General features: G+C 70.9%; 14 protein-coding genes. 8 read left to right on the forward strand and 6 right to left on the reverse strand.

The window, feature by feature from the left end:
• A partial coding sequence (locus tag P3X83_RS21095; RefSeq protein WP_277306871.1) for a LamG-like jellyroll fold domain-containing protein occupies window positions 1–5,219 on the reverse strand: 5,219 nt, incomplete at its 3' end.
• 52 nt (window positions 5,220–5,271) lie between these two features.
• On the opposite strand from P3X83_RS21095, the gene P3X83_RS21100 reads away from it, so the two are divergent.
• Window positions 5,272–5,655, forward strand: a complete 384-nt coding sequence (locus P3X83_RS21100; RefSeq protein ID WP_277306872.1) for a hypothetical protein — start codon at window positions 5,272–5,274, stop codon at window positions 5,653–5,655.
• A 3-nt stretch (window positions 5,656–5,658) separates the two neighbouring features.
• On the opposite strand, the gene P3X83_RS21105 is transcribed toward P3X83_RS21100, so the two are convergent.
• Entirely contained in the window at window positions 5,659–6,237 is a 579-nt protein-coding gene (locus P3X83_RS21105; RefSeq protein ID WP_277306873.1) for a TetR/AcrR family transcriptional regulator, read from the reverse strand.
• 71 nt (window positions 6,238–6,308) lie between these two features.
• Here P3X83_RS21105 and P3X83_RS21110 point away from each other — a divergent pair, with 71 nt between their 5' ends.
• Complete coding sequence (locus P3X83_RS21110; protein WP_277306874.1) at window positions 6,309–6,881, forward strand: dihydrofolate reductase family protein; 573 nt, start codon at window positions 6,309–6,311, stop codon at window positions 6,879–6,881.
• A gap of 18 nt (window positions 6,882–6,899) precedes the next feature.
• Window positions 6,900–7,058 carry a hypothetical protein gene (locus P3X83_RS21115; RefSeq protein ID WP_277306875.1) on the forward strand — a complete coding sequence of 53 codons (159 nt, stop codon included), beginning with the start codon at window positions 6,900–6,902 and terminating at the stop codon, window positions 7,056–7,058.
• Window positions 7,059–7,072: 14 nt separating this feature from the next.
• On the opposite strand, the gene P3X83_RS21120 is transcribed toward P3X83_RS21115, so the two are convergent.
• Window positions 7,073–8,023, reverse strand: coding sequence for a helix-turn-helix domain-containing protein (locus P3X83_RS21120; RefSeq protein WP_277306876.1), 951 nt, complete (start codon window positions 8,021–8,023; stop codon window positions 7,073–7,075).
• Window positions 8,024–8,122: 99 nt separating this feature from the next.
• On the opposite strand from P3X83_RS21120, the gene P3X83_RS21125 reads away from it, so the two are divergent.
• On the forward strand, window positions 8,123–8,719 hold the full coding sequence (locus tag P3X83_RS21125; protein WP_277306877.1) for a DJ-1/PfpI family protein: 597 nt from the start codon (window positions 8,123–8,125) through the stop codon (window positions 8,717–8,719).
• A 69-nt stretch (window positions 8,720–8,788) separates the two neighbouring features.
• Here the strand turns inward: P3X83_RS21125 and P3X83_RS21130 are convergent, their stop codons facing one another.
• Together P3X83_RS21130 and P3X83_RS21135 are read right to left on the reverse strand one after the other, a co-directional pair.
• Window positions 8,789–9,109, reverse strand: a complete 321-nt coding sequence (locus P3X83_RS21130; protein WP_277306878.1) for a multidrug efflux SMR transporter — start codon at window positions 9,107–9,109, stop codon at window positions 8,789–8,791.
• Between the two features lie 40 nt (window positions 9,110–9,149).
• The gene (locus P3X83_RS21135) at window positions 9,150–9,494 is read right to left on the reverse strand and encodes a multidrug efflux SMR transporter (RefSeq protein ID WP_277306879.1); all 345 of its coding nucleotides are present in this window, start codon (window positions 9,492–9,494) and stop codon (window positions 9,150–9,152) included.
• A gap of 128 nt (window positions 9,495–9,622) precedes the next feature.
• Here P3X83_RS21135 and P3X83_RS21140 point away from each other — a divergent pair, with 128 nt between their 5' ends.
• From P3X83_RS21140 to P3X83_RS21155, 4 genes are all read left to right on the forward strand, one after another.
• Window positions 9,623–10,096 carry a MarR family transcriptional regulator gene (locus P3X83_RS21140; protein ID WP_277306880.1) on the forward strand — a complete coding sequence of 158 codons (474 nt, stop codon included), beginning with the start codon at window positions 9,623–9,625 and terminating at the stop codon, window positions 10,094–10,096.
• A 158-nt stretch (window positions 10,097–10,254) separates the two neighbouring features.
• On the forward strand, window positions 10,255–10,851 hold the full coding sequence (locus P3X83_RS21145) for a hypothetical protein (RefSeq protein WP_277306881.1): 597 nt from the start codon (window positions 10,255–10,257) through the stop codon (window positions 10,849–10,851).
• 47 nt (window positions 10,852–10,898) lie between these two features.
• Window positions 10,899–12,032 (forward strand): sensor histidine kinase, encoded by a 1,134-nt coding sequence (locus tag P3X83_RS21150; protein ID WP_277306882.1) that lies wholly within the window; start codon window positions 10,899–10,901, stop codon window positions 12,030–12,032.
• A complete protein-coding gene (locus P3X83_RS21155; protein ID WP_277306883.1) occupies window positions 12,029–12,712 on the forward strand; it encodes a response regulator transcription factor in 684 nt (227 codons plus the stop codon). Before P3X83_RS21150 ends, P3X83_RS21155 begins: the two co-directional genes overlap by 4 nt.
• A 398-nt stretch (window positions 12,713–13,110) precedes the next feature.
• Here the strand turns inward: P3X83_RS21155 and P3X83_RS21160 are convergent, their stop codons facing one another.
• Entirely contained in the window at window positions 13,111–14,214 is a 1,104-nt protein-coding gene (locus tag P3X83_RS21160; RefSeq protein WP_277306884.1) for an FAD-dependent oxidoreductase, read from the reverse strand.
• Between the last annotated feature and the right edge of the window lie 18 nt (window positions 14,215–14,232).

The following is a 14,232-nucleotide window of genomic DNA, read 5'->3' on the forward strand; positions in this document are numbered from 1 at the left end:
GCCGCCGTGGTGAACACCTGCATCTGACGCGGCCCGGTCGTCGTGACCTGCACCGGCGTACCCGGAGCCGCACGCAGGCTCGGGTTCAGTTCGAACCAGTCATGCCAGCCACCGTTGGCCGTGACGGCCGGATCCCAGTAACTGGAGATCACCCGCCCGTCCGCCGCCGTGGTGAACACCTGCATCTGACGCGGCCCGGTCGTCGTGACCTGCACCGGCGTACCCGGAGCCGCACGCAGATTCGGGTTCAGTTCGAACCAGTCATGCCAGCCGCCATTCGTGGTGATCGTCGAATTCCAGAAGGTGGAGATCACCCGCCCGTCGCCGGTGGTAGTGAAGATCTGGATCGGCGAGGGACCGGTCGTGATCACGGTGACGGTCGCCCCGGCGGCGGCGCGCAGGTTCGGATTGACCTCGAACCAGCCGTGCCAGCCACCGTTCGTGGTGATCGTCGAACTCCAGAAGGTGGAGATCACCCGCCCGTCGGCCATGGTGGTGAACAGTTGCCGCGACGGACCGTTCGTCAGGTGGCCGATCGGGGCCGCCGCGCCCGCGCGCAGGTTGGGGTTCAGCTCGGCCCACGTCCTGCTGCCGGAGTTGATGGCGTCGTCGCCGCTCCAGTGGGTACCGGCCACCTGGCCCTCGTTGAGGGTGAAGAAGACGTTCTCCGCCTCCGTGCCGGCCGGGCGGTCCGTGCCGTCACCGAGCTCGTTGTCGTTCAGCGCCTCCTCCGTCAGGACCGAGACCTCGGTGGGCAGCGCCAGCGCCCGGATCACCGCCTCGTCGGCCGGGCCGCGGGTGATCCAGAGGTCGTCGACCATGCCGACCCAGTTGCCCGCGCCGGCCGGGCCCGCGCCCAGCCGGACCGAGGTGATCGGGCCGAACGGCTTCCGCCCGTGCAGGAACGACTTGGAGACCGACTCGGCGGCCGACTCCAGCACGCCGTTGACCCACAGCTCGATGACCTGTTCGCGGGCGTTGTACACGATCGCGATGTGGTCCCAGTCCCCGAACCCGGTGTGGAAGGCGGAGTGCTCGACGCTGGCTCCGGCGTCGCTCGCACTGTCGGTGCCGCGGACTTGGAGCACGTACCGGCCCTTCCCTGCGTCGTACCTGACGGCCAGCGCGCTGGTGTTCGTCCCCGCCAGGCTCAGCAGGTTCATCGAGTTCGCCGGTGTGCCGTCGGTCTGCACATAGGCCGAGATGGCGAAGCTCTCCCGCGGGTCGAGCACGGCGGCGTCGATGGAGGCGTAGTCGGCCGAACCACCGGGCAGGGCGATCGAGCCCGCCGCTCCGCCGACAGTGCCCGGCACCACGATGGACTCCGGCGTGAACGTCGCCCTTCCGCTGAGCCGCAGCGGCCTTCTGACGCCTTCGCCGCTGTCGTCGCCGTTCTGGTTCATGTGCCAGACGTGGGTGACGGTGAGCATGTCCTTGGACAGGCCGCCCGCCTCGTCGACGCTGATGATCCGGTCGTAGACCCGTACGTCGTCGATCTTCCCGAGGAACCGGTCGGTGTCGCCGCCCTTCCACTTGGCCCTGCCGACCACCGTCGCCCCGCCGGCGTGCCAGGGCGAGGTGAAGGCGGCCGGGGTCCCGGCCTTGCCGTTGACGTAGATCTGAATCTGCCTGGTCACGCTGTCGTAGACGCCGACCAGGTGCACCCATTCGTCCAGCGGAACCGCGTCGGCCGCGGTGGCCACGACGTGGGTGCTCTCGGCGTCGGCGGTGTTACGGGCGAACTGCCAGCGGTTGAGCGCTTTGGAGTACTTGAGGAAGAAGCCGGAGTGGTAGCCCCCGTCCTGGCTGACCACGGTGAAGTTGCCGGGCGTCGCCGAGGAGGGCTTGGCCCACGCCGATATCGAGAAGCTCTTGGTCAGGTCGAGTACCGCGGTCCCGCTGGAGGTGACGTCGGTGTCGGCGCCGTTGAACGCGGCGGCCGTGCCGCGCGCGCCCGGCCGGCCGACCTGGAGGCCCCCCTTGATCACTCCGGTGTACCGGCCTCCTGCCGAGTCGACCAGGCTCGTCGCGCCGGCGGGATCGTTGAACTTCCAGTGGGCCCTGGGCGCGCGGCCCTCGGCGACCTTGAACGTGAAGGTCGCCGACCCCTTGGAGAAGTTGCCGGAGGCGTCGGCCACCCGCACGTACAGGGTGTTGCTGCCGGCGACCCGGGGCAGCACCTGGATCGTCTCGGTGGCGGAGTTCGGCGTGCGCGCCTTGAGCATCGCCGGGGTCGGCTCCCGGTTGACGTCGTAGGCGAACTTGGTCACCGATGAGTCCAGGGTGAGGGTGAAGCGGCCGTACCGGCCCAGGCCGTCCTGGTAGAGCTGGCTGGGGTTGGCCGGGTCCTCCTCGTTGTAGCCGTCCGGCGCGGCGGAGCTGATGCGTGGCAGGGGCGGCGCCACCGTGTCGTAGACGAAGTAGCAGGCGCTCGCCGCGCCGTCCGAACTCCACGGCCCCCAGGCGTAGCCGTCGTGCGCGCGGACATGCCAGCTGATGACCGTGTCGGCGGGGATCTTCCCGGCGGGGACGCGCACCGAGAACCTGTTGCTCGTCTTGGACGTGGCCGCGTGCTTTGCCGGGGTCAGGTAGGTCCAGGTGCGGGAGACGCCGCCGCGATCCGTCCATCCGACCACGAACTGGGCCTTGAGCTTCTCTGCGGAGCGGGCGTAGGTGTCCCGGTCCACGAGGTTCTTGGCGTTCAGGGTGGGCTGGGACCAGTTGAACCGAGCCGGGTTCTCCGGCGCCGCGCACGCGCCGCCCGGCTCGGTCCAAAGCTGGTCGCGCTTGGGCTGGGACGGTGGCACGTTGTAGTGCACCCGCACCCACGCCCATGGGTCGAAGCGCTTCCAGCCGAGCTGGTCGCCCTCGTCGGCGGCCCGCAACCCGAAGGTGGTGTCGCGCCAGCCCTTGGCCGCCGCCTCCCTGACACCGGAGGTGACGTTGAAGACCACGTCACCGCCGGGGCAGGTGCTGTTGGCACACCCCGACCAGCCCTTGGCCACGTTGCGCCGGTCCAGCCGCCGCAGCCAGTTGTCGGAGGTGGAGTTCCACGTGGACTTCGAACTGAACCCCTTGGTCAGGTAGGCGTCCACCGGCCGTTTGCTGCCCGAGGCCGCCCACACCTCGCGGACGTGCATCTCGGCCGAGATGATCTGCTTGCCGGCCAGCCAGCCCGTCGGCACGCGGTAGAACAGCCGCTTCTTGTGCGGCGAACCGCAACTGCGCCCGCTGGAGGGCAGCCCGATCGGGCATCGCCCGACGCCCTGGTCGGACTTGAAGTTGTACGCCTCGTAGCCGGTGCTCGACACCATGAGGTTGGCCGAGCTGCGCGGGGTCCGGTACATCGGATCGATGAAGACCGGGAAGTGGGTGTCGGCCGCGCCGAGCATGGCCGTGTCAGGGGTGAGCTTCAGCGTGTCCGGGGTGATGTCCACGGGGACGGTGGAGATCTTGGAGGCGTCGCCGGGACCGCTGTCGGTGGCCTCCGTCACCGGGGGCGGCACCGGTCCTTCCTCGCCGGGGCCGGTCGCTTCCCCCTCCCCCAGGACGGCCCGCTGCGACACGGACGGTTTCGCGGCGGCGGCGGTCTCGGGCGGGGGCGGCGTGGAGTCCCACATCAGCGCCTTGGGAGCCTCGAAGATCACGGCACCGGTGGCCGGGTCCACCGCCTGCTGGGAGCCGTCCTCGCCCGCCGTCACGGTCAGGTCGGGCGCGGACAGGCCCAGGGTGAGCCCGGCGAGCCGGGGATCGGCGGCCCCGGCCGCCGTCTTGACCACCAGGACGTGGGAGAAGCCCTCGGCGTTGGCGCGGACCCGCAGGTCGACGTCCGGGCCGAGCACGCCCGCGTACACCGCGGTGTCCGTCTCCAGCACCGGGGCGGGCAGCGGGGTGGGCCAGGTCAGCGAGATGGTGTGGCCCTGATGCGTGAGCGTGGCCAGCGGGCCGGTACCTCCGGGGGAGAGCCGCAGGTCAACGATCGAGCCGTACGGCGAGAGCACGCCGTTCTTGACCCGGAGGTTGTTGTACACCGGCCACCACTCGCCGTCCTTCTTCAGCCGCACCGGGACGAGCCGGCCGGTGGAGTAGAGCCCGCCGTCGGGCGTGGCGTACACCTGCCGGTCCTCGCCCCGCTCGGAGGAGATCTCCACGAGCTGACGGGTCCGCGCGGCGGCCTCCAGCGCCTGCTCCGGCTTCGGCATCGGGTCGGTCGAGGTCGTCCACTGGTTCTCCACAAGCGTCACGTTGTCGATCCGCGCGGTGTACGCGGTGTTCGCGCCGAGGTGGAAGGCGACCTCGCCCACCGAGGTCTCCAGGCTGGAGTCGAAGGTGTACGTGAACCGCTGGGTCTGCTCGCCGAGCTCCAGTTCCTCGTCCAGGGCGGCGCTGTAGGGGTCCACGTTCTCGCGTACCAGCACGCGCGCGGTCACCTGCTCGGTGGCGGAGGCGTCGAAGGCGAGCGTGTAGGTGCGCTTGGGCCGGAGGGTCTTCGCGCCCTGGCGCACCCATGCCTGCGCCGGTTCCGCCGCCTCGGCCGCGACGTCGGCGCGCAGCACGCCGTCCGGCGCCGTGAGCGTGACCGGCCCCCCGCTCGTCCATGACGACGTGCCGGCGGCGAAGTCGCCGTTCTGCACCAGTTGGGTGCTGAAGGAGCCACGGCCGTGGAAGGCCACCTTCTGGTACGTCCATCCGTCGGCCACCAGCCGCTGCCTCTCGGCGTCGCCGACCGCGTAGCCATGGCATTCGCCCTTGACCAGTTGGTGGACCGGAACCAGTCCATCGCCCGTGGACGGGGAGGCGTAGAAGTCGATGCCGTAGTCCCGCCAGCCCGCGGCGAGGACGGCGTCCCGCTCGGCCGGGTCGGCGGTGAAGATCCGGTCGCCGTGCGCCGGGCGGTACAGGTGGTAGATCGCGACGAGGCCGGTTCCGGCCTCAGGGGCGATGTGCAGGACGACGCCGTCGGAGGCGAACCCGTGGGTGCGCACGGCCTTCTCGTCCTCGGTCTGCCACCGGGTGAACAGCGTCTTCTCGCAGCCCCCGTACGGCATCCGGCTGCGGTACAGCGGCTTGACCATGCTTTCGGCGACGCCGTCCGCCGCCGTCGCCGTCGCGACCGGCGCGACCGCCCCGGCCTCCGCGGGCCGGCAGACGCCGGCGATGATCAGGACGGTCGCCAGCACCGTGGCCAGCGTCCAGGTGCCGATCCCCCGTGCGGGCACTTACATCACCGCCCGATCGGGATGGTGCACGCGGCAGCGGAGCGCCGCGGGGGTGACCATGATTAATCGGACCGGCACTGATCTGGGCATGGTCGACCTCCGCGCTGACATGGTGAGGCTGGGGGGTGAGAACGCCGGTGGTGCGCCGTCTGACTGCTCTGGCGTAAGTTTCCACAGCGACGGCGGGGCGCGTCGTCAGCAAGGAGCGCACTCCTCTACGCACTGCGCGCACTTCTCCTGGCTGGGCGAGTTCGTCGCCGCCAGGCGGAAGCAGGCAGAGCTGATCGACGCCGATCCGGCGGCGATCGTCGGCGTGCTGCAGTGCGTCCTCCTGGTCCCGATGTGCGCCGAACGCCTGGGCGCCCCCGCCCTCCACCCCGAGATCCTCGATCTGCTCATCGACTTCGTCGCCGCGGGCCCGACCGGGACCCGGTGATCCTCACGTGCCGGCGTTCAGCGATCCCCGTACGGCGGCGTCCACCAGATCGTGGACCTCCTGCTCGGTGAAGATGTCGGGCAGTGTCAGCCGCTCCACGATGAGCCAGTTCAGCGCGAGGTAGAGGAGAAGCACCGAGGTCGGGCCGCCGGGCAGACCCGAGGCGGCGTGATGACTGAGGTTGGCGTCGATGTCCTCACGGATGCGCCTGGTCAGCACCGCGCGCAGCTCGGGACGCCGGGTGGACTCAAGCCGGAGTTCGAGCAGGGCCAGGTAGCCGGAGTTGAAGGCGGACACTCGATCCACCAGCTCGTGCATGAGCTCGGCGTAGCGGGCCTGGTCCTGCGCGCCCTCCTGGCTGCGGGCCATCGTGGCCTCGTCGGGCAGCAGCCGCTCGTAGATACGCCCGCCGACCTGGGTGAACAGGTCGTCGCGGTTGGCGAAGTAGTTGGAGGCCGTGCCCGGGGGCACGGCCGCCTCCGCGTCCACCGCCCGGAAGGTCAGCCCTCGCGCTCCCTCCTTGGCCAGCACCTCGATGGCCGCGTCGATCAGCGCCTGCCGTCGCTCGGGATTCCTGCGCACTTGACACCACTCCGTCTGTAGTACTACGTTCAAACCACTTCGAACAGAGTACTACGCCGGGAGTGAATCGTATGCGAAAGCTTGTCTACTATGTCGGCGTCTCGCTCGACGGCTACATCTCGGGCCCCAACGACGAGTTCGACTTCTACCCCGTGTCGGACCAGATGGCCGCCTGGATCAACGACCGTTACCCCGAGATGCTCCCCACCCATGTGCGCAGGCTGGTCGGCCTTGAGGACGCGCCCAACAGGGCCTTCGACACGCTGGTGATGGGTCGCGGCACCTATGAGCCGGCTCTGGCCATCCCCACCACCAGCCCTTACGCCCACCTGCGCCAGTACATCGTCTCCAGCACGCTGACGATCGACGACCCCACGGTCCATGTGGAGACCGGCGACCCGATCGAGCTCGTCCGGCGCCTGAAGGCCGAGGACACCGGCATGGACATCTACCTCTGCGGCGGCGGCAAGCTGGCCGCCTCCCTGCTCCCGGAGATCGACGAGATCATCCTCAAGAGCTACCCGGTGGTGGCGGGCGCGGGCATCCCCATGTTCTCCGGAGAGTTCCGCCCCACCATGTTCACCCCCACCGCACGCGAGTCCTTCGACAACGGCACCCAGGTCACCTGGCTCACCCGGGCCTAGTGCCCAAAAGGAGAAAGCATGCATATCAAGCTTCCCCCCACGATCACCCAGGCCAAGACCGGGCACCAGGCCCGAGCGCCGCGCCGGCACGACCAGCCGGACCGCGACCTCAAGCCCACGGGCCGCACCAACCTCTCCCGCCGCCCGACCGCCGCCCCTCGCCGCGCGGGGTACTGAGCGATGAGCCTCCCTCAGGGGCTGCGGAAGTTCGCACGGTAGGCCCTCGGGTTGGTCCCGACCCGCCTGGCGAAATGGTGCCGAAGGGCCTCGATCGAGCCGAATCCCGTCATCCGCGCGATCCGCTCCACTGGCAGGGTGGTCGTCTCCAGCAGTTCCCTGGCCCGCCGTACGCGCTGGTCGAGCAGCCACTGCAGCGGCGTCATGCCCAGCCTGGCGCGGAAGCGGCGCGACAGGCTGCGCGTACTGATGGCCGCCTGCCCCGCGATGTCGGCCAAGGTCACCGGCCTGTCCAGGTTGTCGTGCATCCACTGCAGGGCCGAGGCGAGATCGTCCGGGTCGCCCTCGGGGTCGCGGTGCTCGATGAACTGGGCCTGGCCCCCGGAGCGCTGAGGCGGCATGACGATCGCCCGGGCGGCGTCGGCCGCGGTGGCCGCGCCGAGGTCTCGCCGCACCATGTGCAGGCACAGGTCCAGCCCGGCCGCGACTCCGGCGGAGGTCAGGACGTCCCCCTCGTCGACGAAAAGGACCGATGGATCCACCTCGATGGCAGGGAAGTCTCGTGCCAGCTGATCGGCGAGATACCAGTGGGTGGTGGCGCGGCGGTCGTCGAGAAGCCCGGCCGCCGCGAGTACGAACGCACCCGTGCAGATGGAAGCCACCCGGCAGCCTCGGGTCGCGGCTGCGCGCACCGCCCGCAGCACCTCCGGAGTCGCCGGCCGCTCAGGGTCGCCGCCCGGCACGATCACGGTGTCGGCGGTGAGCGCGCCGCCGAGGCCATACTTCGGGGAGATCTGGAAGAGGTCCTGGTCCCAGGCCGTGGCGTTCAGCGGCCGATCGGCGCACACCCGCACCTCATAGGCGGGGCTCAGATCCGCTTTCCGCGCGGCGGCGAACACCTGGGCGGGGATCGCCAGATCAAAGGCCACCACCCCGTCGAAGGCCAGAACGGCGACGACATGCATGTGGCCAGATCTTACGCATGCTGGGCGTTCGAGCCACTGGTTACTCCGCCCACACGCCAACATACTGATGCGGCCCCCCTTATCCCCTGTGGAGGTCACATGCGCTCGCTTAACGTGCATACCGTCCTGTACGACGACGTCGAGGACCAGGATTTCATCGGCCCGATCGCGGTTTTCGGCGTCCTGGAACACGTACGGCACACCTACGTCACCGCCGACGGCCCGCGAGTGGTGACCACCGCTTCCGGGGCCGAGATCACTGTGCGGGCCCCCTGGTCGCCCGGCACCGCGGACGTGATCCTGGTGCCAGGAGGCGGTTACGGCGAAGGCTCCGGCGTGGAGCGCGAGGTGATCCGCGGCGCGCTGCCGCGTGCACTGGCCTCGGCTGCCCGGCCAGGACTCCTCCTGGCCGCGGTGTGCACCGGCACGCAACTGCTCGCCGCGGCGGGGATCACAAACGGCCGCCCCTGCGCCACCCACCACGTCGCCGAAGACGACGTTCGAGCGCGGGGTGGCGACATCGTCAGGGCCAGAGTCGTCGACGACGGCGACCTGGTCACCTCCGGCGGCGTCACCTCCGGCCTTGACCTGGGACTGTGGCTGGCCGAACGCTTCTACGGCCCGCAGGCCGCCCTGCTCGCCGAGGAGGTGCTGGAGTACCAGCGCCGCGGCACCGTCTGGCGTGCCGTGGAGTGACTCCTTCGGCCCTCTCAGGACCGGACGCCCCCTCGCGCAGTGCGGCGGCCCCGGCTCGCACATCGCGGTTCAGATCCCTGCGGCGATCTTGAGGAGGATGACGCCGCCGATGATCGCGGCGAATGAACCGAGCTTGGCCGGCGTGATCTTCTCCTTGTAGATGAGGGCGCCGAAGATGACCGTGCCGATGGAGCCGACGCCGGTCCAGATGGTGTAGCCGACGCCGACGTCCAGCGTCTTGAGCGCCAGGCTCAGGAAGAAGATCCCGCCGGCCGCCGCCAGCAGCGTGAAGACGGACGGCCAGAGCCGGGTGAAGCCCTTGGTCGCGTTGGTGCCGAGGGCGAAGCCGATCTCGAAGACGATCGCGATGGAGAGATAGATCCAGGCCATGATGACGTTCCTTCGGGCGTGAAGTGGCAGGGCGGGGCGCTCAGGCCGCGGACGGCTTCTCGGCGGTCAGGCGGTCGGAGAGCTTGAGGCCCAGCACGCCGCCGATGATCAGAACGAAGGCCAGGACCTTCCAGACGGTGAACTCCTCACCGAAGATCACGGCACCGAAGACGACCGTGCCGATGGAGCCGATGCCGGTCCAGATGGTGTAGCCGACGCCGACGTCCAGCGTCTTGAGCGCCAGGCTCAGGAAGAAGATCCCGCCGGCCGCCGCCGCGGCCGTGAGCAGGGACGGCCCCAGTTGGGTGAAACCCTCGGTGGCGTTGGTGGCGAGCGCGAAGACGACTTCGAAGACGGCCGCGATGAGCAGGTAGATCCAGGCCACGGGGGACGCTCCTATTTGCATGTATGTACAAGTTTGTGACGAGACAGAATGTTGCATGTACATGTATGCTTCTGTCAAGCCGGTCTCAGGAAGCGAGATCGGGAAGGTCGTCAGAACGAGGAGGTCTCATGACTCCCGCCGCCCCCGCCCCGGATTCCGCACCGCCCGTCTCGGAACTCGCCGCGACCTGGCAGCACGTCCTCCTCATGCACGCCCGCGTGGAGAACAGACTCGCCGCCGCGCTGCAGCGAACGCACGGCATCGGCCTGTCGGAGTTCCGCGCGCTGGGCCATCTCGCCGCATCCCCCACCTCCGAGCTGCGGATGCAGGAGCTGGCCGACAAGGTCGGGCTCAACCAAAGTTCGGTGACCCGCCTGGTGGCCCGGCTGAGCACGGCGGACTTCGCCGTCCGCGACCTGTGCCCGGACGACAAGCGGGGGGTCTACACGGTCATCACCGAGACGGGCCGGACGCGACACACCGAGGCGAGCCGCACCTATGAGGAGACGCTGAAGGCCGCCCTGGAGGAGGCGAGGCAGGCGGACCCGCGGCTCGCCGCCGCCCTCACGGCACTGGGCGCACCACGCGCCGATCACGGCTGACCAGCCGGCTCGGCCGCACCCGCCCGATCAAGTGCCCGACGGCACATGTCATCCGGCCGTGTCCCGGGTGCCGTCGGCGTGACCCGGGGCACTTACGCGACCGGGTCGCCGGCTCCTACCGTCGGAGCGTCCCCACTTCGGCGCAGTAAGGAGTGCTCATGCCCGTTCCCTGGATGTTGCGGTTCGGCGCGGCGTGCGGTGTGGTCATGGCGTTGTCGCTCGGCGTGCCCGGCGCGATCGAGGCGTTCACCGGCGAGACCGCCGCGACCAGCATGGTCATCGGCATCGGAGCCGGGCTCGGGACGCCCGCGCTGACCGCGTTTCACCTGTACCAAAGCGCCTCCTCGGGGCGCTTCGGCGCGATCGCCTACGGCGTCAACATGGTCGGGCTCGCCCTTTTCGCGGGCATCGCGTTCGCGCTCAACACCGTCGTCTTCTTCCTCGACCCGGCGGTGGCGGCGCGGTTGCTCGCCGGGCCCACCCGGATCGCGCTGCTCTCCGGCGTGGCCGTCTTCGTCGTCGGCACCGCGCTGTTCTGCGCGTCGATGGTGCGCGCACGGGTCTTCCCACGGGTCCCGGCCTGGGGTTACGGCGTCACGCTTGTGCTGCTGGCGTTGGCCGCGCCGCTGCCCGACACGCCCCTGACCGGCGCGTTGCACGTGCTCGCCGCCGGGTCGCTGATCTGGCTGTCGCTGTCGCTGCGGGCCGGGGTGGTGCCCGAACGGGCGAATACGTCGTACGGGATCGCCGGGTAGGCGGGTGGAACGGCGTGCGATCCGGATCCGGCCGTAGTCTTGCGGGCATGCCCCTCTCGCGCCCGGTGCCATGGGTGTCGCCAGTGCTGTACGGCGCGGTGCTGGTGGCGGGTCTGTACGCCTGGCTGGCCGGGCTCGGCGACACCCGGCCGGTGTTGTTCACGGGCGGGCTGGCCGCACTGGCCCTGCTCGACCTGCTGGAGCGGCGCCGCTACCCGGACCGCACGCCGCCGTGGCCGGCGGCGGCACTCCTGGGCGCGCGGATCGCGCTGTTCGCCGCCGTCGCGGCGGCCGATGGATCGGAGCTGTCGCGGGCGCTGTTCGTGCTCGTGCCGTTCACCGCGTACTTCGCCTTCGGCCGTACGGTCGCGTGCGTGCTCGCCGTGGCCTGCGCGCTGGCGCTGACGGCCGCCGGGGCGGTGGCCGGCCCGCGCTGGTACGCCGATGTGGAGCAGGTGTCCGACCTGCTGATGTTCGGGGTGGGGCTGGTCCTGACGGTCACCATGGCGGCGGTCGCCGTCGAGGAACGGCGGCTCAGGGCCGATCTGGCCGCCTCCACCGCGAAGGTCGCCGAGTTGTCCGCCACGGCCGAACGCAACCGGGTGGCGCGCGACATCCACGACGATCTCGGCCACCATCTGACGGCGATCGCCGTGCTGCTGGAGAAGGCCACCGCCTTCCGCGACCGGAATCCCGGCGCGGCGGACCGCGCGATTCTCGACGCCCACGACTCGGCGCGCCGCGCGCTGGACAACGTACGGCGGTCGGTGCGCACGCTCCGCGAGGAGCGGCCGTTCAATCTCTCGGAGGCGCTCGCCGACCTGGTGGCGGGCCAGGCGGGGGACGACGGCCTGGCCGTGCACCTGGAGTTCGCCGGCGAGGAGAGCGGGCACGGCACGGCGGCGCTGAGGGCGCTCTACCGGGCCGCCCAGGAGGGCATCACCAACGCGAGGCGGCACGCGCACGCCACCCGCGTCTCGGTGACCGCCGCCCTGGACGCGGCGGGCGCGACGCTGGTGGTGCGCGACGACGGCCGCGGCTTCACACCGGGGCGGGAGGGGTACGGCCTGCTCGGCATGCGCGAGCGCGTGCAGGCGGCCGGCGGCCGGGTCGACATCGGCGGCGCCGACGCGGGCGGCACCGTGCTGACCGTCACCATCCCCCGCCGGGCCGAGCCGTGACCCCGGAGCGGACTGACCACGCCCCGGACGCCGAGCCGCCGGTCCGGGTCCTGGTCGTCGACGACCAGCGGCTGATCAGGGAGGCGATCGCCTCGCTGCTCGGCATCCAGCCCGGCATCGTCGTGGTCGGCACGGCGGCGGACGGACGCGACGCGGTGGAACAGGCGCTCGCGCTGGCACCCGACGTGGTGCTCATGGACGTCAGGATGCCCGAGATGGACGGCGTGGCGGCCGTCGCCGTCCTGCGCGATCGGGCCCCCGGCGTACGCGTGGTCATGCTCACGACCTTCGACGACGAGGAGTACGTCGTCCAGGCGCTGCGCGCGGGCGCGACCGGCTACCTGCTCAAGGACCTGCCCGCCCGGGAGCTGGCCGCCGCCGTACGGCTCGCCCGCGCCGGCATCGCCCAGCTCGACCCGGCGGCGACGGCCCGCCTGGCCTCGGCCATCGGCGACCGGCCGGACGCACGGCCCGGCGCCCCGCCGGACGCCTCCCTCACCGCCCGGGAGATCGACGTGCTCCGGCTGATCGCCCGCGGCTCGACCAACCGCGAGATCGCCGGGCGCCTGTATCTCAGCGAGGGCACCGTCAAGAACCACGTCTCGCGCATCCTCACCAGGCTCGGCCTGCGCGACCGCACACAGGCCGCCGTCTACGCCCGCGACCACGGCCTGCTCTAGTCACCGGGCGGTGCGGGCACGCCGGCTCAGCAGGCCCATGAACACGGAGCCCAGCAGCGCGGTGACCATGAAGGCGCTCAGCACCGCGACCGGCCCGAGCCCGGCCGCCAGGATCTAGCCCCCCATCTGCGGGGCGACGATCGCGCCGATGCGGCCGACGCCGTGGGTCCGGCCGTGGCCCGCAGGGCGGCCGGGTAGGAGTCGGCACGCCGTAGTGCCGCCGCCCTTCGCTCGGCCTCGCCGCTCGGTGTAGTCGGCGATGGTTCGCCTGTCGGATGTCTCCGGCCGCCGTGAATGGAACTCTTGGTTCACCGCCCCTTTCGGAACGGGAGTCCTCATGTTGCATTCTCGACCTCGACGGGCGAGCGGCGAGGGGACACAGGGCGCGCCGCTAGGGGTCAGCCGGCTACTTCGTTGCTCTGTTGGGCGGATTGGCGGAGGATTTCGGCGGCGTCGTCCACCGGGGGGTGGATCACTTCCAGGATCGTCTGTTTGAGGTCCTTGGCCTGGTCGCCGGTCAGGGCCACGGTGCGGTCCCAGCCGGTGGTGAAGACGGCGCCGGCCGCGCCGAGGTCGAGGCAGGTGACGTAGGGGTCGGGGGTGAACTCCACCAGGGGGAGGCCGAGGAGGTCGGCGGCGGCGTTGTGGCCGGCCGCCTTGCCCATGGGGGTGGCGAACTGGCAGCTCTGCACCACCTGGTTGGTGGCGTCGGCCAAGGCCGCGGCCACGTCTCCCGCGGCGAACACCTGGTCCGAGACCCGCAGATGGCGGTCGGCGTGTAGCCGGCCGAGGCCGTCGCGGTCGGCGGGGATCTGCTCGGTCAGGGGGTGGGCCCGCATGCCGGCCGTCCAGACGACGGCGTCGGCCGGGACGCTCGCGCCGTCCGCCAGGACGAGGCCCTGTTCGGTCACCGAGCGGACGTCCACGCCGAGGCGCACGTCGATGCCCAGGTCGGCCAGGGCCGCCTCGATCACGGGCCGGGGCCCCGGGCCCAGCTCGGGCGCGACCACGCCGGCGCGCTCCAGCAGGATGACGCGGCCCCGCGCGGCCAGCTCGGTGGCGATCTCCAGCCCGGTGAAACCGGACCCGATCACCACGGCGGTGAAGCCGGTGCGGTCACCGAGGTGGGCGTTCAGCCGTGCCACCCCGTCGGTGGTGTCGATGTCGAACATGTGCCGCGCGCCCGGCAGGGCGGCGGACACGAGACGGCTGCCGGCCGCCAGCACCAGCCGGTCGTAGCGGATCGTGCGGCCCCCGGCCGTGACCGTCGAGTCGGCGACGTCGATGCCGGTGACCTCCTCTTTCACCTGGGTCACGCCGATCGGCTCCAGGATCCGCTTCAGCGGGACGCGCGCCCACTCCGGATCGAGCCGGTGCAGCCGGGGCCTCAGCACCATGTCGTCATGGGGTGCGATCAGGGTGACGCGCAGGTCGGCGTCGCCTCGCACGCGGGCCGCCGCGGCGGCGCTCCACACACCGGCGAAGCCTCCACCTACGATCAAGAGGTCCGACATCATGTT

This window comes from Spongiactinospora sp. TRM90649 (assembly GCF_029382225.1).
In the GTDB taxonomy this organism is placed as follows: domain Bacteria; phylum Actinomycetota; class Actinomycetes; order Streptosporangiales; family Streptosporangiaceae; genus Spongiactinospora.